Consider the following 20,052-nt stretch of genomic DNA (forward strand, 5'->3'; position numbering starts at 1 on the left):
GCATTACCACCAGTATTTCCCGAAGTTTTCCGGATTGGCCCAGAAGCGCGAATTGAGCCAGTCAGGGACTTGTTTGTATTCAAGCAGATCGTAGGTGAACAGGGTCAAGACCTGTTCGTCCCGCTGAAAGCGTTCGCTGGCCTGCAGGGCCAGGGAGAAAAAGTCGGTTTCCTGCCAGCCACAGGCCGGCAGATCCGCCAGCACGGCGATGCGGCTGGCGTTGAGGTTGCGGATACCACCCAGCAGGTTCAGGCCGTCGCGCTTGGGCAAATGCTCCAGGCAATCGACCACCAGGGCCAGGTCGAAACGGCGGGCCGCCAACTCGTCGGGCAATGGGCCGGGGGCAGCGAAAGCGACGCTGCTGTCCGGGTGAGCGAGCTTGAAAGCCTCCAGCGCCGGGAACTCGCTGGCGCCGATCAACAACAGGCGCGCGGGGGCATATCGATCAAGTAAAGCGGCCAGTGCCTGTTGTGGCGTGCGTGAAGAAATACCTGCAATCATCGAAGATCCTCAATCAGATCTGCCAAGACTAGCCTGCCCGAACGTTCGGGCCTAGAGCAGCCCGGCGACAAAAACGCCAGCCTGTCGTGAATACGCGAATAAACAGCATGGCCTATTGCTGGCGGAGATTAAAACTCGGGTCTTTACTACCTGAATCGGTTTTAAGCCGATCCCTCAGGAGAAAACTAGATGAGCATAGTACGGACAGCATTACCCTTGGTTCTGCTAACCAGTGTCTTGACTGGTTGCGCAGGTTTGCAGAAAACCGACTGGCCTACCTGCGCGGCGGTCGGTGGTGTCGTGGGTGCGGGCCTCGGTGCGACCGAAAGCTCGGCATGGGCAGGGTATGGTGCTCTGCTCGTCGGCGGTACGGCGGCGGCTTATTGCTGGGTTCATGGTGATGGCGACGAAGACGGCGATGGTGTGCTGGATAGTCGCGACAAGTGCCCTGGCACGCCTAAAGGCGTTCGGGTCGATGCCAACGGTTGCCCACCACCTGCACCTGCACCTGTGGTCGAAGAAGTGGCTGTAGTCAAGGAAGAAACCATCGTCATCCGCGATGTTCACTTCCAGTTTAATAAGGCCACGCTTACCTCGTCCGACAAGCAGGTACTCGACAAGATTGCTACTCGCTTGAAAGCCGAGGCCCCTAATGCTCAACTGACCGTAACCGGCCATACCGACAGCGTCGGCAGCGACACTTACAACCAGAAACTGTCGGATAAACGCGCCCACTCGGTGGTTGAATACCTCGTCGAGCAAGGCGTACCTCGCAGCAACTTCGTGTCGGTTGTCGGTGCCGGTGAAAGCCAGCCAGTTGCGGACAACAAAACCGCTGACGGCCGTGCACAGAACCGTCGTACGGAAATCAAAATCCAGCGTTAAGCCCCCCCGCGTCCGCGCCTTGTGCAGTCGCGGATGCGGGTCTTTACTCCTGTGTAACCGGTATTGGCCGGTGACACAGGAGCTTTCAACATGATCGTTCTCACAAGGACCGTCTTGCCGGTTCTGCTACTCGGCAGCCTCTTGACCGGTTGCGCCACCCACAGCGATGGCACTGCCCCCCTCAATCAACGAACCTGGCCAATTTGCAGCCTGATCGGCGGCCTGGTCGGAGGTGGTCTGGGCGCAATCGAGAGCGGCGCTTGGGCCGCGGGTGGGGCGACGCTGGGTATCTTGTCCGGTGGCTTGATCTGCTATGCCCAGGATGGCGACGAAGACGGCGACGGCGTTTTCGACCGACGCGACCGTTGCGCTGATACTCCCGCCAATACCCCGGTCGACCATCGAGGCTGCCCGGCGCCGCAGTACCCGGACAGCGTCCAGGCCGAGCCTGCGCAATCCGAAGTCATTACTCTGAGCGATGTACTGTTTGTCTTCAATCAGTCCGACCTGACCCCGACGGCGAAGAGTCAACTGGATGCGTTGATGAGCAAGTTCGAGGATGCCGATGTGGTCAGCATCAAGGTGGTCGGCCATACCGACGGCGTCGGTTCGGGTGCCTATAACCAGGCCTTGTCGGAGCGGCGTGCCAGCAGCGTGGCGCAATACCTGTTGAGCCAGGGTGTCGCGCCGAACAAAGTCACCAGCGAAGGCAAGGGCGCGAGCCAACCGATTGCCGACAACGAAACAGAAGAAGGCCGTGCGAAAAACCGTCGCGTGGATCTGCATATAAATCGCTGAGCCAAGAGATAGAGCCGTCGGGCGACAGGTGTGATCGCTGCGACGGCCGTTCGGCGGCCTCCATGAAGATTTTACCGTTGCCCTCTGGATTATCCCGCGTGGAAGCCGTTACTGTGCGCGCAAACAATAATTCTCATCGGGGGCGCGTATGAAAGTCATATGGGGACTGGGGCGATTACTGACCTTGCTGTTCTGGGCGGTAGTGCTGGTCAATCTGCTCACACCGTTTGTCTTTCCGCTGCACCCGTTGGTCAACCTGGCCGGCGGCCTGTTGGGGTTCATCCATCTTCTGGAAGCGTTGCTGTGCTATCGCAGCCTTCGAGGTCGTGCCCATCCCTGGCTTGACCGCCTGAAGATCGTTATTTTTGGCGTATTCCACCTGCAAACCATTCCAGCCCCCACCGCTTCGAAGGCTTCCCATGCGTAAACTCTGTCTGCTCGCTGCACTCATCAGCCCATTGGCCAGTGCACAGGTGGTGAGTGTCGAAACCAACTCGCTGATGCGCTTGCCCAACACCGCCAGCACCCTGCAACTGGAGCGCCTGGAAGTGGCCGATTACGGCACCTTGCTGATTCCTTCGAACGTCACGGAAGTCACCGTGGGTGAATTGCATCTGGGGCGTGAAGCGCGCATTGCCATCGTACCGGGGGAACAGGCGCTGGCCCTGAAGGTCCGTCGCGCTGATTTGTCCGAAGGCAGCCAGATCACCGCCCGTGGCGCTCCGGGGACTTACCAGAAGGCCGCCCGATCCGGACGCAATCTTGATTTGCAGATCAAGGCACTGAACGCACCACAATTGATCGTTGATGCTCGTGGTGGTGCGGGTGCACCGGGGTTTATTGGTCTCGATGGGGCCAACGGCCAGGAACCGGGCTGCACCTGGGGGCAGGCCGGTCGCGGTGCCGATGGCAGTGATGGCAGTAACGGCCAGCCAGGGGCTCCGGGGGCTCTGGTTAAACTGGCAGTGCCGCACGACTATCCGGCAGACCGGATCAAGGTTCAGGTGGCCGGCGGTGCCGGTGGCTTGGCCGGCCCGGGCGGCAAACCGGGGGCGGGTGGCAAGGCCAAGGGCTGCCTGATTTACAAGGCTGATGGCGGCAAGAGCGGTAAACCCGGGGCTGATGGTCAGCCTGGGCCTGAAGGGGCGGCGGGTTCGGTGACAGTACAGCGGATGTAAGAAACACTGAGAGCCTTGTGGCGAGGGGGCTTGCCCCCGTTGGGCCGCGAAGCGGCCCCAATTCCGGCAATCGCAATACTGCTGAAGGTTAGCGGTGTCTTGTTTTACGACTGCTTCGCAGCCGAACGGGACGGTGCGGCGATCCGACAAGCCCCCTCGCCACAACAGCATCCCGGGCCACAGTTCTTCAAAACATCGGCCGAACCGCCGCTATCGCCACCACAGCCAGCCCCACCAGCAGATTGATCCCCACCAACCGGCGAATCCGCCCTAGCACCGCCGCCCCAGCCGGCCAGTCCTGCCCTGCCACGGCAGTGCGCAGTTCCGGCAGCATCAGCGCCTGAATGCGGATAAACAGCGCGGTCATCACCACATACAAGCCCATCATCACCTGCACATAGCGCGGCGCGTTTTCAAAACCGGTGAAGTGCAGATTCAGCATGCCCACGCCGCTGACTGGCAACAGCACCACCGCCACCCAGACCCAGCGGAAAAAACCTTGAAACACTTCTACCCACAACTTCAGCCGGGCAGGGCCCTCCAGTGCCGTGATCGCGGCGGGACGCAGGACCATCCAGGCGAAAAACATGCCGCCGACCCAGACCAGGGCCGCCAGTACATGCAGGCTATAAATGAGGCTAAAAGGTGTCATTGGGTTACTCCGTTCTGCGCGGGATTCATTAGCGGGGTATGATAGCGACCGATTCAGGGGGCGTTCTCAGTTAGTTTCCGCGCCGCGCCGGGTCTGCTGTTGTGCAGGGCAAGGCGCGAGAAGCGTAGTTTGGTCATTCCAAATAAGCTTCGAGCAACGCCGCCCTGCACAACAGCAGGCCCGGCCCTTCGGGTTGTGCCTTAAAGCGAGCCAGACTGCGTTGCAGGCCTTGGAAAGGGAACAACCATTCCCAGCGGCCTGCGCCTTGCCTGGCTCGCTTTAAGGCGACAACGCGGCGTGGAAACTAACTGAGAACGCCCCCTCAAACTACTGAAAATTTATCCAGCGTTTTTTGCGCCCGACAATCCATGATCAGCACTGAACTCAAAACCACGATCCAGGGCGCCTACTCGCGTTTTCTCGAAGCCAAGAGCCTCAAGCCGCGTTATGGCCAACGCCTGATGATCGCCGAAGTCGCCAAGGTCCTGGGTGACATCGACACCGACGACGAAGGCCGGCGCAGTGGCGACCCCGCGATAGTCGCGGTGGAAGCCGGCACCGGCACCGGCAAGACCGTGGCCTACAGTCTGGCGGCGATCCCCACGGCGAAGGCCGCCGGCAAACGCCTGGTGATCGCCACGGCCACCGTGGCCCTGCAAGAGCAGATCGTCTACAAGGACCTGCCCGACCTGATGCGCAACAGCGGGCTGAACTTCAGCTTCGCCCTGGCCAAGGGCCGCGGGCGCTACATGTGCCTGTCCAAGCTCGACATGTTGCTCCAGGAAGGTCACGCACAGACCGCCACGGCGCAGTTGTTCGAAGAAGAGGGTTTCAAGATCGAGGTCGATGAGGCCAGCCAGAAGCTGTTCACCAGCATGATCGAGAAGCTCGCCGGCAATAAGTGGGACGGCGACCGCGACAGTTGGTCCACCGCCCTCGAAGACGCCGACTGGGCGCGCTTGACCACCGACCACAGCCAGTGCACCAACCGTCATTGCCCGAACTTCGGCCAGTGCGCCTTCTACAAGGCCCGCGAAGGTATGGGCAAGGTCGACGTGATCGTCACCAACCACGACATGGTCCTGGCCGACCTAGCCCTGGGCGGCGGCGCTGTGCTGCCGGACCCACGCGACACGATCTACGTGTTCGACGAAGGCCATCACCTGCCAGACAAGGCCATCGGCCACTTCGCCCATTACACGCGCCTGCGCTCCACCGCCGACTGGCTGGAAACCACCGCCAAGAACCTCACCAAACTGCTGGCCCAGCACCCGTTGCCGGGCGACCTGGGCAAGTTGATCGAGCAGGTGCCGGAGCTGGCGCGGGAGATCAAGACCCAGCAGCAGTTCATGTTCACCGCCTGCGAGCAGATTGCCGATTTCAAACCCGGCGAAGACGTTGAAGGCCGCGAGCGCCCGCGTCACCGATTCGTCGGCGGGGTGATTCCCGAGCACATGCGTGAAATGGGCATCGAGCTGAAGAAAGGCTTCGCGCGCCTGACCGACCTGTTCACCCGCCTGACCGACCTGCTCAAGGAAGGCATGGACGGCGAGGTCAACATCGGCATCGCCAGCAACCAGGCCGAAGAGTGGTATCCACTGTTCGGCAGCTTGCTGTCGCGCTCTTCCGGCAACTGGGAGCTGTGGACCGCCTTCACCGTCGAAGACCCGGAAGACAACCCGCCCATGGCCCGCTGGCTGACCCTGGCCGAAAGCGGCTCACTATTCGACATCGAGGTCAACGCCAGTCCTATCCTCGCGGCGGAAATGCTTCGCCGCAACCTGTGGAACGTGGCGTATGGCTGTCTGGTGACTTCGGCGACCTTGACTGCCCTCGGCACCTTCGACCGCTTCCGCATGCGCGCCGGCCTGCCGAAAAAAGCCGTGACGGCGGTGGTGCCAAGCCCGTTCCATCATGCCGATGCCGGTGTGTTGCGGGTACCGAACCTGAACGCCGACCCCCGTGATGCAGCAGCGCATACCGCCGCGATCATTCGGGATCTGCCTGAGTTGGTCGAAGGCTCGCGGGGTACGCTGGTGCTGTTTTCCTCGCGTAAACAGATGCAGGACGTGTTCGACGGCCTCGACCGCGACTGGCGCAAGCAAGTGTTCATCCAAGGCAACCTGTCGAAGCAGGAAACCCTCAACAAGCACAAGGCGCGAGTCGATGGCGGCGACTCCAGCGTGTTGTTCGGCCTGGCGAGCTTCGCCGAAGGGGTCGACTTGCCCGGTGCCTATTGCGAGCACGTGGTCATCGCCAAGATTCCATTCTCGGTACCTGATGATCCGGTCGAAGCAGCCTTGTCCGAATGGATCGAAGCCCGGGGGGGCAATCCGTTCATGGAAATCTCCGTGCCGGACGCCTCGCTGAAGCTGGTCCAGGCCTGTGGTCGCTTGCTGCGCACCGAAGAAGACCGCGGCACCATCACCTTGCTCGACCGGCGCCTGGTGACCCAGCGCTATGGCAAAGCCATCCTCAACGCGTTGCCGCCGTTCCGTCGAGAAATTTCCTGAAACACCGGTGGGCGGTTTTGCCCACCGCGTTGTCTATCTCTCTGCCATCGCTTTTCCACTGGCCCATTGAAGGTCGTTAGGGAGATTTTCGTTCTCATGATTTGCCGTTCGTTGCCTGCTGTTTTTGCCCTGCTGTTCGCAACACCGCTGCTGGCCGCTCCCGCCAGTCCGCAGACGCTGTTCAACTTTGTGCGCCCCGCCGACGTGGTCCAGGTGGCGACTCAGGACGCCAGCCTGCCGCAATCCAACGCCGAGCAAACCCCCGAGGGCGAAGTGCTGCGCCGGGTGACGTTCAACCCGGTCGCCCGACCGACTTTGCGCCTGACTCCGCAAACCGGCGCCTGGGACTGGTCGCAGTCGGGCGTCATGAGCCTGCGGATCCAGAACGCCATGAACTGGGCCTTGACCCTGTACGTAACCATCCAGAGCAACGACGGCAAGACACTGGTCAGCCGCGTCGATCTGCCGGCGGGGCCTGCGCAAACACTGTTGGTGCCTTTGCAAGCGACATCACCGCTGAGCCAGGGCATGAAGTCTGGCCCGCCGATGCCGATGACTGTCGAGGGGCAGCGCGTGTTGCTGGCCAGCAGCGCCGGTGAACTGGATCGCAGCCAGGTGGTGTCGGTGAGCTTGTCGATGGACCAGCCGAAGGTCGCGCAAAGCATCTTGCTGGAGCGCTTTGGTGTGCAGGACGGCGAGTCGGTCACCCAAGCTGTGTATGGCGGGTTGGTGGATGCTTACGGTCAGTCGACCCGGGCCAAATGGCCGGAAAAAATCAGCAGCGACGATCAACTGAAAGGCGCCGCCAGCAAGGAGCAGCAGCAACTGAAAACCTGGCTGGCCGATCGCGAAAAGTCCTCCCTGGACAAGTTCGGTGGTTTGACCAAAGGCCCGTCCTTCAAGGCCAGCGGCTTTTTCCGCACCGAGAAACGCGACGGACGCTGGTATCTGGTGACGCCGGAAGGACACCCGTTTTATTCGCTAGGGGTTAACACCGTCGCTGCAGACGTCAACCAGACCTACGTTGCCGGTCGCGAGTGGATGTTCGAATCCCTGCCCAAGGTTGACGAGGCCCTGGCCAGCCATTACGGCGAAGGCGACAACCGTGGCGGCAACGGGGCCGATCAAGGACGCGGCTACAATGCCGGACGCTGGTACGACTTCTACGCTGCCAACCTGCAGCGTCTGTATGGCGATCCTTGCGCGTTGGGCAGCGAAACCAAGGCCGGCGTTGCCGAAGCGGCCAAGTCCGAAGCGACGGTAGCGAAAGCCGCAGAGCCAGAATCTGTCGAACCGTGCAAAGCGCAGTTCGACGAGCAACGCTGGGCCAGTCACACCCTTGATCGCTTGCAGGCCTGGGGCTTCAACACCATTGGCAACTGGAGCGCACCCGTACTGGGCAACGCTGATCGCGTGCCGTACACCTTGCCGCTGTCGATCGTCGGCGACTACGCCAGCATCAGCACCGGTACCGACTGGTGGGGCGGCATGCCCGACCCGTTCGACCCGCGTTTTGCCATGGCCGCCGAACGTGCCGTGGCGATTGCCGCTCGCGACCATCGTGACGATCCGTGGCTGATTGGTTACTACGCTGACAATGAACTGGCCTGGGCCGGTCCCGGCGATGACCCGAAAGCCCGTTATGCTCTGGCCTACGGTACCTTGAAGATGACCACCGACGTGCCGGCCAAGCGCGCGTTCCTCAAACAGCTGCGTGACAAGTACCGCAATCAGGCTGGCCTGTCGGAAGCCTGGGGCATTGATCTGCCGGCCTGGGAACTGATGGAAGATCCGGATTTTGTGCCGCCATTGCCAAGTACCGAGCACCCGGAAATCGAGGCTGACTTCAAATACTTCCAGAAAGTCTTTGCCGACACCTATTTCAAGACCATCTCCGATTCACTCAAGTGGCATGCGCCGAACCAGCTGCTGCTCGGCGGCCGTTTCGCCATCAGCACGCCGCAAGCCGTGGAGTCCTGCGCCCAGTACTGCGACGTGTTGAGCTTCAACATGTATACCCTGCAACCCCAGGATGGTTACGACTTCGCCAAACTGCGCAGTCTCGACAAACCCGTGCTGATTACCGAGTTCAATTTCGGCTCGACTGATCGTGGCCCGTTCTGGGGCGGCGTCACGCCGTTGGCGAAGGAGGAGGACCGCGGCGCGGCGTATGCCAACTTCCTCAAGCAGGCCTTGAGCGAGCCGTCGATTGTTGGCGTGCATTGGTTCCAGTACCTCGATCAACCGGTCACCGGGCGCCTGCTTGACGGTGAAAACGGTCACTTCGGGTTGGTGGGCATTACTGATCTGCCGTTCCAGGGCTTTGTCGATAGCGTGCGCAAGAGCAACCTGACGACGGTCGAGCAATTGGGCAAGGAGGCCGAGAAGGCTGCGGCCGCCGCCGACAAAGTCAGTCACGACGCCGAGGGCGGCCGCAAGGCCGAGGCCGGCAAGGGGCCGGGGAAGGGCGCTGGCGGGCATTCCGGCAAAGGTCATTAATCGCCACAACCGCCCGGCCCAACCCTGTTCCCAAAACCCTCAAGGGCTGGAACAATGCCCGCCACTTTGTAGAGCGTTAATCCGGGGAGTTGCGGGTGCAGATTCAGGGTCATTACGAGCTTAAGTTCGAAGCGGTGCGAGAGGCGTTCGCTGCGCTGTTCGACGATCCCCAGGAGCGTGGCGCAGCGTTGTGCGTTCAGATTGGTGGCGAAACCGTCCTCGATCTGTGGGCCGGCACCGCCGACAAGGACGGGGCCGAGGCCTGGCACAGCGACACCATCGCCAACCTGTTCTCCTGCACCAAGACCTTTACCGCCGTCACCGCGCTGCAATTGGTGGCCGAAGGCAAGCTGCAACTGGATGCCCCGGTCGCGCGCTACTGGCCTGAGTTCGCCGCCGCCGGCAAAGAGTCCGTCACCCTGCGACAATTGCTCTGCCATCAGGCCGGCCTTCCGGCATTGCGCGAGTTACTGGCCCCCGAAGCCCTTTACGACTGGCAAACCATGGTCGATGCCCTGGCCGCCGAAACGCCATGGTGGACGCCGGGCGAAGGCCACGGTTATGCGGCGATCACCTATGGCTGGCTGGTCGGCGAATTGCTGCGCCGTGCCGACGGTCGTGGACCGGGGGAATCCATCGTCGCGCGGGTCGCCAAACCCTTGGGCCTGGACTTCCATGTGGGCCTGGCCGACGAAGAGTTCTATCGCGTGGCCCACATTGCGCGGGGCAAGGGCAATGTCGGCGATGCCGCCGCCCAGCGCCTGCTGCAAGTGACCATGCGCGAGCCAACGGCCATGACGACCCGGGCGTTCACCAACCCGCCGTCGATCATGACCAGCACCAACAAACCCGAGTGGCGACGCATGCAGCAGCCGGCCGCCAATGGCCATGGCAATGCCCGCAGCCTGGCCGGCTTCTATGCAGGCCTGCTCGACGGCAGCCTGCTGGAAAGCGATATGCTCGATGAACTGACCCGCGAGCACAGCCTCGGCGAGGACAAGACTTTACTGACCCAGACCCGTTTCGGCCTGGGTTGCATGCTCGATCAACCGGACGTCGCCAATGCCACCTTCGGCCTTGGTCCGCGGGCATTTGGTCATCCCGGCGCCGGCGGCTCCATCGGTTTTGCCGACCCGGAGCACGATGTGGCCTTCGGATTTGTGACAAATACCCTGGGGCCGTACGTCTTGATGGATCCGCGCGCGCAAAAGCTGGTGCGGGTTCTGGCCACTTGTCTGTAAAAGCGGTTATCGGGTTCCAGTGCTGGAACCCGATTGCCTTTCCAGTTTCAAAGCGTCTGTTTATACGGGCCGATGTGGCCTGATTTTTTTGCCTTCATTTTTGTGGATATCCAATGTCATCCAATAAAACCCTCGCCTTGGCCCTGTGCTTCGCTATTACCGGTTGCGCACAGACTCCACAGAAAGACGCGACGGCCCCCGTTGCCAAGACTGAAAGCGGCAGCCACTGGTACTGGCCGTTCGGTTCCGACGACAGCGCCGGCAAGCCCGCGGTCAAGCCTGAGGTGAAACCTGAAGTCAAACCCGTTGCGGTGGCCAAGGCCGAAACCGCTAGCGGCAGCAAGTGGTACTGGCCGTTCGGCGGCAGCGAGCAGAGCGCCGCCAAGGCTGTGCCGATGGCAGACCCGAAAGTCACCCAGGCCTGGCTTGACGACTACGAACCGCGTCTGCGCGAGGCGGTCAAGGGCAGCAACATGCAACTCGAGCGCCGCGAAAACGTGCTGGTGGTGACTGCGCCTGTCGAAGGCTCGTTCAACCCTGATCGTCCGGCCATGCTGCTGCCGAACACACTCGGTCCGTTTACCCGGGTCGCGAAAATCCTTGAAGCCGATCCAAAGACCGCTGTCTTGATCCTCGGCCACAGCGATACGTCCGGCGCTGCACCGGCCAACGTCAAACTGAGCCAGGAGCGTGCCCAGGCCGTTGCGGCAATTTTCCGCCTCAGTGGTTTGCAGCGTGATCGCTTGATGCTGCGTGGCCTGGGCGGTGATGCACCGCGTGCCGCCAACGACAGCGTGCAAGGGCGTGCGTTGAACCGCCGCGTGGAACTGCTGGTGACCCCGCAAAACACCATGGTTGCGTTGCTGAGCAAGTACAACATGCCGGCGCCAGCCCCGGTGACCATGGTCGCTGCCGCTGACGTCAAACCGGTCGCCAAACCTGTTACACCGGCCCCTGCTGCTAAAAAAGCGGCCGTTCCGACCATGAAAAAGGCGCCAGCCAAAAAAGCACCGGCCAAGAAAACACCCGCGAAAACCGCAACGCCGGCGAAAAAGACTGCGCCAGCCAAAGCCGCTGCGGCTGACAAGAAAGTCGCCGCCACCGATACTGCAAAGCAGTGATTCGTTAACCAAAAGGAATGCGCCATGACCCAGGGCCTGGCTGATATGCGTCGTGACTACACTCGTGATGGCTTGACCGAGGCACAAGCCCCGGCTGAGCCGTTTGCGCTGTTCCACCAGTGGTTCGCCGACGCGGTGAAAACCGAACAGGCACCGGTGGAAGCCAATGCCATGACCCTGGCCACCGTTGACCAGGACGGTCGACCGCACTGTCGCATTCTGTTGCTCAAGGGCCTGGACGAGCAGGGCTTCACCTTTTTCACCAACTACGAAAGCGCCAAGGGCCAACACCTGGCCACGAATCCGTTCGCGGCCATGACGTTTTTCTGGCCGGCGCTGGAGCGCCAGGTGCGCATCGAAGGGCGGGTGGTGAAGGTCACGCCTGAGGAGTCCGATGCCTATTATCAGGTCCGTCCACTGGGCAGTCGCCTGGGGGCCTGGGCATCGCCGCAGAGCCGCGTGATCGCCGATCGTGGCGAGTTGGAAGCGCTGCTCAAGGACACCGAGCAACGTTTCAGCGACACCCAGCCGCATTGCCCGGAACACTGGGGTGGTTATCGCCTGCTGCCGGAGCGCATCGAATTCTGGCAAGGCCGCCCAAGCCGCCTGCACGACCGCCTCAATTACCGCCAGCAGGGTGCCGGCTGGATTCTTGAACGTCTGGCCCCCTGAGCAGTTTACCCACCGGGATAGTCTGCCGCAGCGGCCTCCAGCCACTTCGGCAGGTCTCGACGCTTGATCTTCTGCGCCTGAGCACTCGCCAACCGTTCGAGCATGAAGGCTTTTTTCTGCTCATCCTTGCCCGCCAGCGATAGTGCCAGGTCGCGGTCCATCCAGCGTTTTATCCGTACGTACAGCCACCAGTGGAAATACAGTCCAGCGACGGTAGTAACGAAAATGATAAAGTAGTCCATGAAAATCCTTGGCCAGTGGGGTAGTTTTCCGTTTTTGCCGCTACTGTGTGAGTTCGTGGAGGCGCCTTAACGGAGCCTGAATCAAGCCAATTTTATCCGGGCGATGCCGTGACAGGCGTCAAGCTGCGGAGTCTAATGAATATCCGGTTCTTTGGAGTTGATGCTATGCGTAAGTCTGTACTACTGGTTGCTTCCTTTTCCACGATGGCGATGTTGCTCACTGGTTGCCAATCGAGCCTGACCGGTGACTCCTACTCCCGTGACGAAGCGCGTCGCGTGCAGACCGTTCGCATGGGTACCATCGAAGCCTTGCGTCCGGTGAAAATCGAAGGCACCAAAACCCCGATCGGCGGCGCTGCAGGCGCAGTGGTCGGCGGCGTTGGTGGCAGCTCCATCGGTGGTGGCAAAGGCAGCGTCGTTGCTGCGGTCGTCGGTGCTGTAGCTGGCGGTCTGCTCGGTTCGGCCGCTGAAGAAGGCTTGACCCGCACCCAGGGCGTGGAAATCACCGTGCGTGAAGACGATGGCAGCATGCGCGCCTACGTTCAGGAAGTGCAGCCAAACGAAGTGTTCCGTGTTGGTGAGCGTGTGCGTATCGCCAGTGTGGGTGGCACCAGCCGCGTTTCGCACTAAGCGTAAACGCCGGATAAACAAAAAACCCGATCAGGTGACTGATCGGGTTTTTTGTTTTTGGCTGAGGTGAGTCTGGATTGGCGCCAGGCGTTATCGCGGTTTATCAGGATGCAAGGCTGGAACCCTTGCGACTCGCCATCGCCGTCACCCCATAACCGATCAGCGCGGCCAGAATCGAACCGGTCAGGATTCCCATGCGATCCATCCCGGCGAAATCACTCACGCCTGGCTCAAAGGCCAGCGAGCCGACAAACAGGCTCATCGTGAAACCAATGCCGCAAAGAATCGCCACGCCCAGAATCTGGCCCCAATTGGCGCCTTGGGGCAGGGCGGCGATACCGGTTTTCACGGCCAGCCAGGTCAGGCCGAAGACACCGACGGCCTTGCCCAGCAGCAGCCCGATGGCGATGCCCATGGGGACGTGGTGAGTAAAGCTTTCGACGGTGACACCGTTCAGGGACAGGCCGGCATTGGCAAACGCGAACAGCGGCAGAATGCCGTAGGCGACCCACGGGTGCAGGGCGTGTTCCAGGGTCAGCAATGGCGAGGGCTCGGCATTTTTTGTGCGCAGCGGAATGCAGAAAGCCAGGGTCACACCGGCCAGCGTGGCGTGGACACCGCTCTTGAGCACGCAGACCCAGAGAATCAAGCCAATGATCATGTAGGGCCCGAGCTTGACCACGCCGAGCCGGTTCATCCCGATCAGCGCTGCAATACAGGCCGCGGCCAGCGCCAGGGACAGGGTCGACAGGGCGCCGGAATAGAAGATCGCAATGATGATGATCGCGCCGAGGTCGTCGATGATCGCCAGGGTCATCAGGAACAGTTTCAGCGAGACCGGAACGCGTTTGCCCAGCAGCGCCAGCACGCCAAGGGCGAAGGCGATGTCGGTAGCGGTCGGGATTGCCCAGCCGTTGAGGGCCGGTGGCGTGTCGCGATTGAGGTACCAGTAGATCAGCGCCGGCACCACCATGCCACCAATCGCTGCCGCGCCAGGCAGGACGATTTGCGACGGTTTGGACAACTGGCCGTCGAGCACTTCGCGCTTCACTTCCAGGCCGATCAGCAGGAAAAACAACGCCATCAGGCCGTCGTTGATCCACAGCAGCAACGGCTTGGCGATTTTAAGCGCGCCGATCTGCGCCACCACGGGGGTGTCCAGCAGGCCGTTGTACAGCCACGCCAGCGGCGAGTTGTTGATGATCAGAGCCAGAACGGCAGCGGCGATCAGTAACAGACCGCTGGCAGCTTCCAACTGAAAGAAACGCGTGAAAGTGCTACGCAGAGGCAAGGTCGCTCTCCATCCGTGAATTCAAAAGGTGTTACACCCTAACAAGTACTGTTAGTTGTTAAAACAAAAGTTATATTCTTTTTTGTTATATGTCGTTACAGAGTGAGCCGCCAGTACCGAGCTGAGCCTAGCAGTTGCCGGGCGTATTGAACCTCAGCTGTACCTGTGCTGGATGTAGGTTTTTTCCTAAGCTTGTTGGATGAGCCTTGATAAAAGGTCGACTCCTGCCAGATTCAACGAGAAAACCAACATGAGCGACAACCGACAGTGGTCCCGCGAAGCGATCCGGATCATCGAAGCCGATTTCCAGCGCAGCGCCGACACCCACTTGATCCCCTTGCCGCTGCCGGGTTTTCCAGGCATCGAGTTGTACTTCAAGGATGAATCCAGTCACCCCACGGGCAGTCTCAAGCACCGACTGGCGCGTTCGCTGTTCCTGTACGCGCTGTGTAATGGCTGGCTCAAGCCAGGGGCGCCGGTCATTGAGGCTTCCAGCGGTTCCACGGCGATTTCCGAAGCGTACTTCGCGCGCATGCTGGGCTTGCCGTTCATTGCGGTGATGCCGGCGACTACCTCGAAAGAAAAGATCGCGCAAATCGCCTTCTATGGCGGCCAAAGCCACCTGGTGGACGATCCGACCCAGATCTATGCAGAGTCCGAGCGCCTGGCCCGTGAGCACGACGGGCACTTCATTGACCAGTTCACCTACGCCGAACGCGCCACCGACTGGCGGGCGAACAACAACATTGCCGAGTCAATCTTTCATCAGATGCGTTTCGAGCAGCATCCTGAGCCGAGCTGGCTGATTTCCAGCCCCGGTACCGGGGGCACCACGGCCACCCTGGGCCGATACGTGCGTTATCGCCAGTATTGCACCCGCGTGCTGTGTGCCGATGCCGAGCGTTCGGTGTTCTTCGATTACTACCAGACCGGCGATGCCAGCCTGCGACTGGACCACGGCTCGCGGATCGAAGGAATCGGCCGGCCGCGTGTGGAGGCGTCGTTTCTGCCCAAGGTGATCGACGCGATGGTCAAGGTGCCGGATGCCCTGTCACTGGCGGCCATGCACTATCTGGCGGAGCGTTTGGGACGCCACGTGGGCGGGTCGAGCGGGACCAACCTGATCGGCGCACTGATGGCCGCTCAACACATGAAGGCGCAGGGGGAGACGGGGTCGATGGTGGCGATTCTGTGTGACAGCGGCGAGCGCTACGCCACAACCTATTACGATCAGGACTGGCTCAAGGCTCAGGGGTATGAGTTGAGTGGTTTGATGGCTGCAGTGGCGGCGACGGTGGAGCGGGGTGAGCCGCTGCCGGCGAGCGTGCTGCGCGCCAATATCTGAAACTCATCAGACACAGAAACCAGTGTGGGAGCGAGCTTGCTCGCGATGGCGGCGCCACATTCAACACATATGTTGATTGATCTACCGCTATCGCGAGCAAGCTCGCTCCCACAGGGTTTTGCATTGTTTACGGGATTGGGTATCAGGCTTCCAAGCCAAGGATGTCCCGAGCCACAGCCTCCGCAATGCGAATCCCGTCAACACCCGCCGACAGAATCCCGCCTGCATAACCGGCACCCTCACCGGCCGGGAACAAGCCTTTCACGTTCAGGCTCTGCAACGACTCGTTGCGGGTAATGCGCAGCGGTGAGGAGGTACGGGTCTCGATGCCGGTCAACACCGCGTCGTGCAGCGAGTAACCACGAATCTGCTTCTCGAACGCTGGCAAGGCTTCGCGAATCGCTTCGATGGCGAACGCCGGCAACGCCAGCGCCAGATCACCCAGGGCAACGCCCGGCTTGTAGGACGGCTCGACGCTGCCCAGTTCGGTGGACGGTTTGCCCGCGATAAAATCGCCGACCAGTTGCGCTGGGGCTTCGTAGTTGCTGCCGCCCAGCACAAAGGCGTGGGATTCCAGGCGTTCCTGCAGCTCGATACCGGCCAGCGGGCCGCCCGGATAATCGACTTCCGGGGTAATGCCGACGACGATCCCGGAGTTGGCATTGCGCTCGTTACGCGAGTACTGGCTCATGCCATTGGTGACCACACGGTTCGGCTCGGACGTCGCCGCCACCACCGTACCGCCCGGGCACATGCAGAAGCTGTAGACCGAACGACCGTTCTTGGCGTGGTGCACCAGCTTGTAGTCGGCGGCACCCAGTTTCGGGTGGCCGGCGTATTTGCCCAGGCGCGCACGGTCGATCAGCGACTGCGGGTGCTCGATGCGGAAACCCACCGAGAACGGCTTGGCTTCCATGAACACACCACGGCCGTGAAGCATGCGGAAGGTGTCGCGGGCGCTGTGGCCAAGGGCCAGAATCACGTGTTTCGAGTGGATCTGCTCGCCGCCGTTGAGTTCGACGCCGACCAGTTGCCCGTCCTCGATCAACACGTCGGTGACCCGCTGCTGGAAGCGCACTTCGCCACCCAGGGCGCGAATCTGCTCACGCATGTTTTCCACCACGCCAGTCAGACGGAACGTACCGATGTGCGGCTTGCTGACGTAGAGGATTTCTTCCGGGGCACCAGCCTTGACGAACTCGTGCAGGACCTTGCGACCGAGGAACTTCGGGTCCTTGATCTGGCTGTAGAGCTTGCCGTCGGAGAATGTCCCCGCGCCGCCTTCGCCGAACTGCACATTGGATTCCGGGTTGAGCACGCTTTTGCGCCACAGGCCCCAGGTGTCCTTGGTGCGCTGGCGTACTTCGGTGCCGCGCTCGAGGATGATCGGCTTGAAGCCCATTTGCGCCAGCAGCAGCCCGGCGAAAATCCCGCACGGACCGAAGCCGACGACGATCGGCCGCGCGCTCAGGTCGGCCGGTGCCTGGCCTACCGCTTTGTAGCTGACATCCGGCGCCACGCTGACGTTACGGTCATCGGCGAACTTGTGCAGCACCGTCGCCTCGTCGCGAACTTCAAGGTCGATGGTGTAGATGAAGCACAGCTCGGAGGACTTTTTACGCGCATCGTAGCTGCGCTTGAACAAGGTGAAATCGAGCAGGTCATCACTGGCAAGCCCTAAGCGCTGCACGATGGCAGGGCGCAGGTCTTCTTCGGGATGGTCGATCGGCAACTTGAGTTCGGTGATTCGTAACATGGCGGGATCCGGTTCGCGGGGCGCACAACTGCGCCAGGGCGTTTGAAGCCCGCGATTATAAGCCTCAAAGGCGAAGGCCCGTGAGGCTTAAACGATCAGTCGTCGCGCGATCCGCCGAAATACCCGCAGCCGCGCTGTACCTGGCCGTCGATGCGCAGCTCGGCGCTCATGTGCTGGATGCTGCCGGTGCTGCTGTCGACGCAACGTTGCGGTGCAACCCACAGTTCGATGTGCTGGTTGTTGGCTTCGGTGCTGAGGTTGAATCGGCCATCGCCCAGTTGCTCCTCGACGTAAGGCACGGCCAACGGCGGCTGACCGGCCCGGTCGATGACCATGCCTTTGCCGCTGACTTTCACGTTCCACTCCGGCGTATGGCCGGCGGCGCGCAGGATCAGCTGCTTGAAATTCGGATCCTCGCATGCGGTGCCCGAGCGCTCGACGCGGTACAGCTGCTCCAGATCGAGCTGGCCGTCACCACCGCTGCCGGCGACAACCCGCCCACGCACGTCGGCAAATAGCTTGCCCTGTTTGTCCGCCAGGTTTGCGGCCTGCTGCAGGACGCTGGTAGCCCCCGTGTCGTTGACCACATACCGGTTTGCCTGGTTGCACGGCTGGAACAGCAGCTTGCCGTCCGCCGCGGTCAGCTGGCCTTGCATGCGTGTCTGGCCGACATGGGAGGCGCTCTGCCGTTCACCCTCGAACAACTGGCAAGCGGCGAACAGCGGAAGCAGGGCAACGAGGACTAAGGAACGGGCAACACGCATCTTGGGGTCTCCTGACAAGTGCCGCCACGTTACTCAGGCTGACCGTTCATCACAACCCGTTATTGCCTCCACTTTGTACAGGCACTGGTACAACTCGGGTTGTTCGGTCTTCAGATATGAAAGGTCTGACCGGTTTGCAACCCTTCCACACTTTTGGCGTAGGCTAAGGCCACATCCGCCGCAGGAACTGGCTTGAATCCACGGAAGTACGGCGCGTATTTGCCCATGGCTTCGACGAGGACATTCGGGCTGATCGAATTCACCCGCAGGCCGCGCGGCAGTTCGATGGCGGCGGCGCGAACGAAGCTGTCCAGCGCACCGTTGACCAGCGAGGCCGAAACACCGCTACGGATCGGATCGTGGCTCAGTACGCCAGTGGTGAAGGTGAACGATGCGCTGTCATTGGCGAACTCACGGCCGATCAGCAGCAAATTGACCTGGCCCATGAGCTTGTCTTTCAAGCCCAGGGCAAAGCTTTCTTCGGTCATCTCGTTGAGCGGTGCGAAGGTCACGTTGCCGGCGGCACACACCAGTGCATCGAATTTTCCGGTCTGCTCGAACAGTTTGCGAATCGAGGCGCTGTCACTGATGTCCACCTGATAGTCGCCGCTGGTGCGGCCGATGCGGATGATTTCGTGGCGTTGCGACAGTTCTTTGTCGATAGCCGAACCGATGGTGCCGCCTGCGCCGATCAAAAGAATTTTCATGGGGGCTGATCCTCGTGTGGGTTGAACGAGGTTTCAGTTTAGGGTGGTTTTTTCTGCAGATAAGCGCACTAATAGGCAACCTTTGGTTTTCAAATGGAAACAATCCATGAGCGAGATGGATGACCTGGCGGCGTTCGCGGTGTTGATCGAAGCGGGGAGTTTTACTTTGGCGGCGCAACAGCTCGGTTGCAGCAAAGGCCAGTTGTCCAAGCGCATCAGCCAGTTGGAGGCGCAGTTTTCTGTGGTGTTGTTGCAGCGTACCACTCGCCGTTTGAGCCTGACGGCAGCCGGCGCTGCGTTGTTACCACAGGCGCAGGCGCTGGTGGTGCAAGTCGAGCGGGCGCGTCAGGCCCTGGCGCGGCTGAAGGACGACATGGCCGGCCCGGTGCGGATGACGGTGCCGGTATCACTCGGGGAAACCTTCTTCGATGGCTTATTGCTGGAGTTCTCCGCCAAGTATCCCCAAGTGCAGATCGAACTGGAGCTCAACAACAGCTACCGCGATCTGTCCCGCGACGGCTTCGATCTGGCGATTCGTTCTGACGTGGCGATTGACCAGCGACTGGTGGCGCGTCCGTTGCTGGCGTGGCAAGAACTGACCTGTGCCAGCCCGGCCTATCTGGAGCAATACGGTGAACCGCAAACGCCCCAGGCGCTGGCCGAACATCGCTGCCTGCTCAACAGCCATTACAGCGGCCGCGAAGAATGGCTGTATCACCAGCAGCACGAGTTATTGCGGGTGYGGGTGTCGGGTCCGTTCGCCAGCAACCACTACAACCTCTTGAAGAAAGCCGCGCTGGTCGGTGCCGGTATTGCACGCCTGCCGTCCTACTGTTTGCCAACGGAGCTGGCGGAGGGGCGTTTGCGATGGCTGCTGCGCGATTATCAGACCCGCAGCATGCCGATGTATCTGGTGCATCCGTATCAGGGCGGATTGCCCAAGCGCACGCAGGTGCTGGCGGATTATCTGATCGGGTGGTTCAAGCGCAGTGGGGAGGTGCTGGATCGGCTCTAAACCATCACACAGACCATTGTGGGAGCGAGCTTGCTCGCGATAGCGGTAGGTCAGACAACATCTTCTTTGAATGTGAAATGGTCATCGCGAGCAAGCTCGCTCCCACATCTATGGTTACCCCCTTTTCTGCAATACTGTTGTTGATGTCGTGTTTGGCTTGCTTTCATCTATCCGGCGTCTGAGTTGGGGTTGTGGCCCCCGCGCCTCGATGAGAATCGATGCCCAACGACCCTAATTAGGGG

19 protein-coding genes are annotated in these 20,052 nt (G+C 61.1%); 12 read left to right on the forward strand and 7 right to left on the reverse strand.

The window, feature by feature from the left end:
* Window positions 1–3 precede the first annotated feature (3 nt).
* A complete protein-coding gene (locus tag AC1DRN_RS25185; protein ID WP_223463183.1) occupies window positions 4–501 on the reverse strand; it encodes a DUF6231 family protein in 498 nt (165 codons plus the stop codon).
* A gap of 189 nt (window positions 502–690) precedes the next feature.
* On the opposite strand from AC1DRN_RS25185, the gene AC1DRN_RS25190 reads away from it, so the two are divergent.
* The 4 genes from AC1DRN_RS25190 to AC1DRN_RS25205 all read left to right on the forward strand — a co-directional run bounded on the left by AC1DRN_RS25190 (window position 691) and on the right by AC1DRN_RS25205 (window position 3,362).
* Complete coding sequence (locus AC1DRN_RS25190; RefSeq protein ID WP_223463184.1) at window positions 691–1,386, forward strand: PA1041 family peptidoglycan-binding anchor lipoprotein; 696 nt, start codon at window positions 691–693, stop codon at window positions 1,384–1,386.
* Window positions 1,387–1,476: 90 nt separating this feature from the next.
* The gene (locus AC1DRN_RS25195; RefSeq protein ID WP_223463185.1) at window positions 1,477–2,184 is read left to right on the forward strand and encodes a PA1041 family peptidoglycan-binding anchor lipoprotein; all 708 of its coding nucleotides are present in this window, start codon (window positions 1,477–1,479) and stop codon (window positions 2,182–2,184) included.
* 148 nt (window positions 2,185–2,332) lie between these two features.
* Window positions 2,333–2,611, forward strand: coding sequence for a DUF1145 domain-containing protein (locus AC1DRN_RS25200; protein ID WP_150812938.1), 279 nt, complete (start codon window positions 2,333–2,335; stop codon window positions 2,609–2,611).
* Window positions 2,604–3,362 (forward strand): collagen-like protein, encoded by a 759-nt coding sequence (locus AC1DRN_RS25205; RefSeq protein ID WP_223463186.1) that lies wholly within the window; start codon window positions 2,604–2,606, stop codon window positions 3,360–3,362. Before AC1DRN_RS25200 ends, AC1DRN_RS25205 begins: the two co-directional genes overlap by 8 nt.
* A gap of 187 nt (window positions 3,363–3,549) precedes the next feature.
* On the opposite strand, the gene AC1DRN_RS25210 is transcribed toward AC1DRN_RS25205, so the two are convergent.
* Window positions 3,550–4,014 carry a CopD family protein gene (locus AC1DRN_RS25210; protein ID WP_223463187.1) on the reverse strand — a complete coding sequence of 155 codons (465 nt, stop codon included), beginning with the start codon at window positions 4,012–4,014 and terminating at the stop codon, window positions 3,550–3,552.
* 368 nt (window positions 4,015–4,382) lie between these two features.
* On the opposite strand from AC1DRN_RS25210, the gene dinG reads away from it, so the two are divergent.
* From dinG to pdxH, 5 genes are all read left to right on the forward strand, one after another.
* Window positions 4,383–6,527 carry an ATP-dependent DNA helicase DinG gene (gene dinG, locus AC1DRN_RS25215; RefSeq protein ID WP_008016067.1) on the forward strand — a complete coding sequence of 715 codons (2,145 nt, stop codon included), beginning with the start codon at window positions 4,383–4,385 and terminating at the stop codon, window positions 6,525–6,527.
* 96 nt (window positions 6,528–6,623) lie between these two features.
* A complete protein-coding gene (locus AC1DRN_RS25220) occupies window positions 6,624–9,026 on the forward strand; it encodes a beta-galactosidase (RefSeq protein ID WP_223463188.1) in 2,403 nt (800 codons plus the stop codon).
* Window positions 9,027–9,121: 95 nt separating this feature from the next.
* A complete protein-coding gene (locus AC1DRN_RS25225; protein WP_223463189.1) occupies window positions 9,122–10,267 on the forward strand; it encodes a serine hydrolase domain-containing protein in 1,146 nt (381 codons plus the stop codon).
* 113 nt (window positions 10,268–10,380) lie between these two features.
* Window positions 10,381–11,388, forward strand: a complete 1,008-nt coding sequence (locus AC1DRN_RS25230) for an OmpA family protein (protein WP_223463190.1) — start codon at window positions 10,381–10,383, stop codon at window positions 11,386–11,388.
* Window positions 11,389–11,412: 24 nt separating this feature from the next.
* Complete coding sequence (gene pdxH / locus AC1DRN_RS25235; protein WP_223463191.1) at window positions 11,413–12,060, forward strand: pyridoxamine 5'-phosphate oxidase; 648 nt, start codon at window positions 11,413–11,415, stop codon at window positions 12,058–12,060.
* A 5-nt stretch (window positions 12,061–12,065) separates the two neighbouring features.
* Here pdxH and AC1DRN_RS25240 read toward each other — a convergent pair whose 3' ends face one another.
* Window positions 12,066–12,302 (reverse strand): hypothetical protein, encoded by a 237-nt coding sequence (locus tag AC1DRN_RS25240; RefSeq protein ID WP_223463192.1) that lies wholly within the window; start codon window positions 12,300–12,302, stop codon window positions 12,066–12,068.
* A 165-nt stretch (window positions 12,303–12,467) separates the two neighbouring features.
* Between AC1DRN_RS25240 and AC1DRN_RS25245 the strand changes: the two genes are divergently transcribed.
* Window positions 12,468–12,932: an outer membrane lipoprotein gene (locus tag AC1DRN_RS25245; RefSeq protein ID WP_223463193.1), complete on the forward strand. Its 465-nt coding sequence runs from the start codon at window positions 12,468–12,470 to the stop codon at window positions 12,930–12,932.
* Between the two features lie 103 nt (window positions 12,933–13,035).
* Here AC1DRN_RS25245 and nhaA read toward each other — a convergent pair whose 3' ends face one another.
* Window positions 13,036–14,223, reverse strand: a complete 1,188-nt coding sequence (gene nhaA, locus AC1DRN_RS25250) for a Na+/H+ antiporter NhaA (protein ID WP_223463194.1) — start codon at window positions 14,221–14,223, stop codon at window positions 13,036–13,038.
* Window positions 14,224–14,473: 250 nt separating this feature from the next.
* Between nhaA and AC1DRN_RS25255 the strand changes: the two genes are divergently transcribed.
* A complete protein-coding gene (locus AC1DRN_RS25255) occupies window positions 14,474–15,568 on the forward strand; it encodes a PLP-dependent cysteine synthase family protein (RefSeq protein WP_223463195.1) in 1,095 nt (364 codons plus the stop codon).
* Window positions 15,569–15,710: 142 nt separating this feature from the next.
* On the opposite strand, the gene AC1DRN_RS25260 is transcribed toward AC1DRN_RS25255, so the two are convergent.
* The 3 genes from AC1DRN_RS25260 to AC1DRN_RS25270 form a co-directional block, all read right to left on the reverse strand.
* A complete protein-coding gene (locus AC1DRN_RS25260; protein ID WP_223463196.1) occupies window positions 15,711–17,324 on the reverse strand; it encodes an NAD(P)/FAD-dependent oxidoreductase in 1,614 nt (537 codons plus the stop codon).
* A gap of 95 nt (window positions 17,325–17,419) precedes the next feature.
* The gene (locus AC1DRN_RS25265; RefSeq protein WP_223463197.1) at window positions 17,420–18,088 is read right to left on the reverse strand and encodes a COG3650 family protein; all 669 of its coding nucleotides are present in this window, start codon (window positions 18,086–18,088) and stop codon (window positions 17,420–17,422) included.
* A 110-nt stretch (window positions 18,089–18,198) separates the two neighbouring features.
* Window positions 18,199–18,795 carry a short chain dehydrogenase gene (locus AC1DRN_RS25270; protein ID WP_223463198.1) on the reverse strand — a complete coding sequence of 199 codons (597 nt, stop codon included), beginning with the start codon at window positions 18,793–18,795 and terminating at the stop codon, window positions 18,199–18,201.
* 106 nt (window positions 18,796–18,901) lie between these two features.
* On the opposite strand from AC1DRN_RS25270, the gene AC1DRN_RS25275 reads away from it, so the two are divergent.
* Window positions 18,902–19,810 carry a LysR family transcriptional regulator gene (locus AC1DRN_RS25275; RefSeq protein WP_477786835.1) on the forward strand — a complete coding sequence of 303 codons (909 nt, stop codon included), beginning with the start codon at window positions 18,902–18,904 and terminating at the stop codon, window positions 19,808–19,810.
* The last annotated feature ends 242 nt before the right edge of the window (window positions 19,811–20,052 follow it).

This window comes from Pseudomonas sp. P5_B3 (assembly GCF_056400405.1).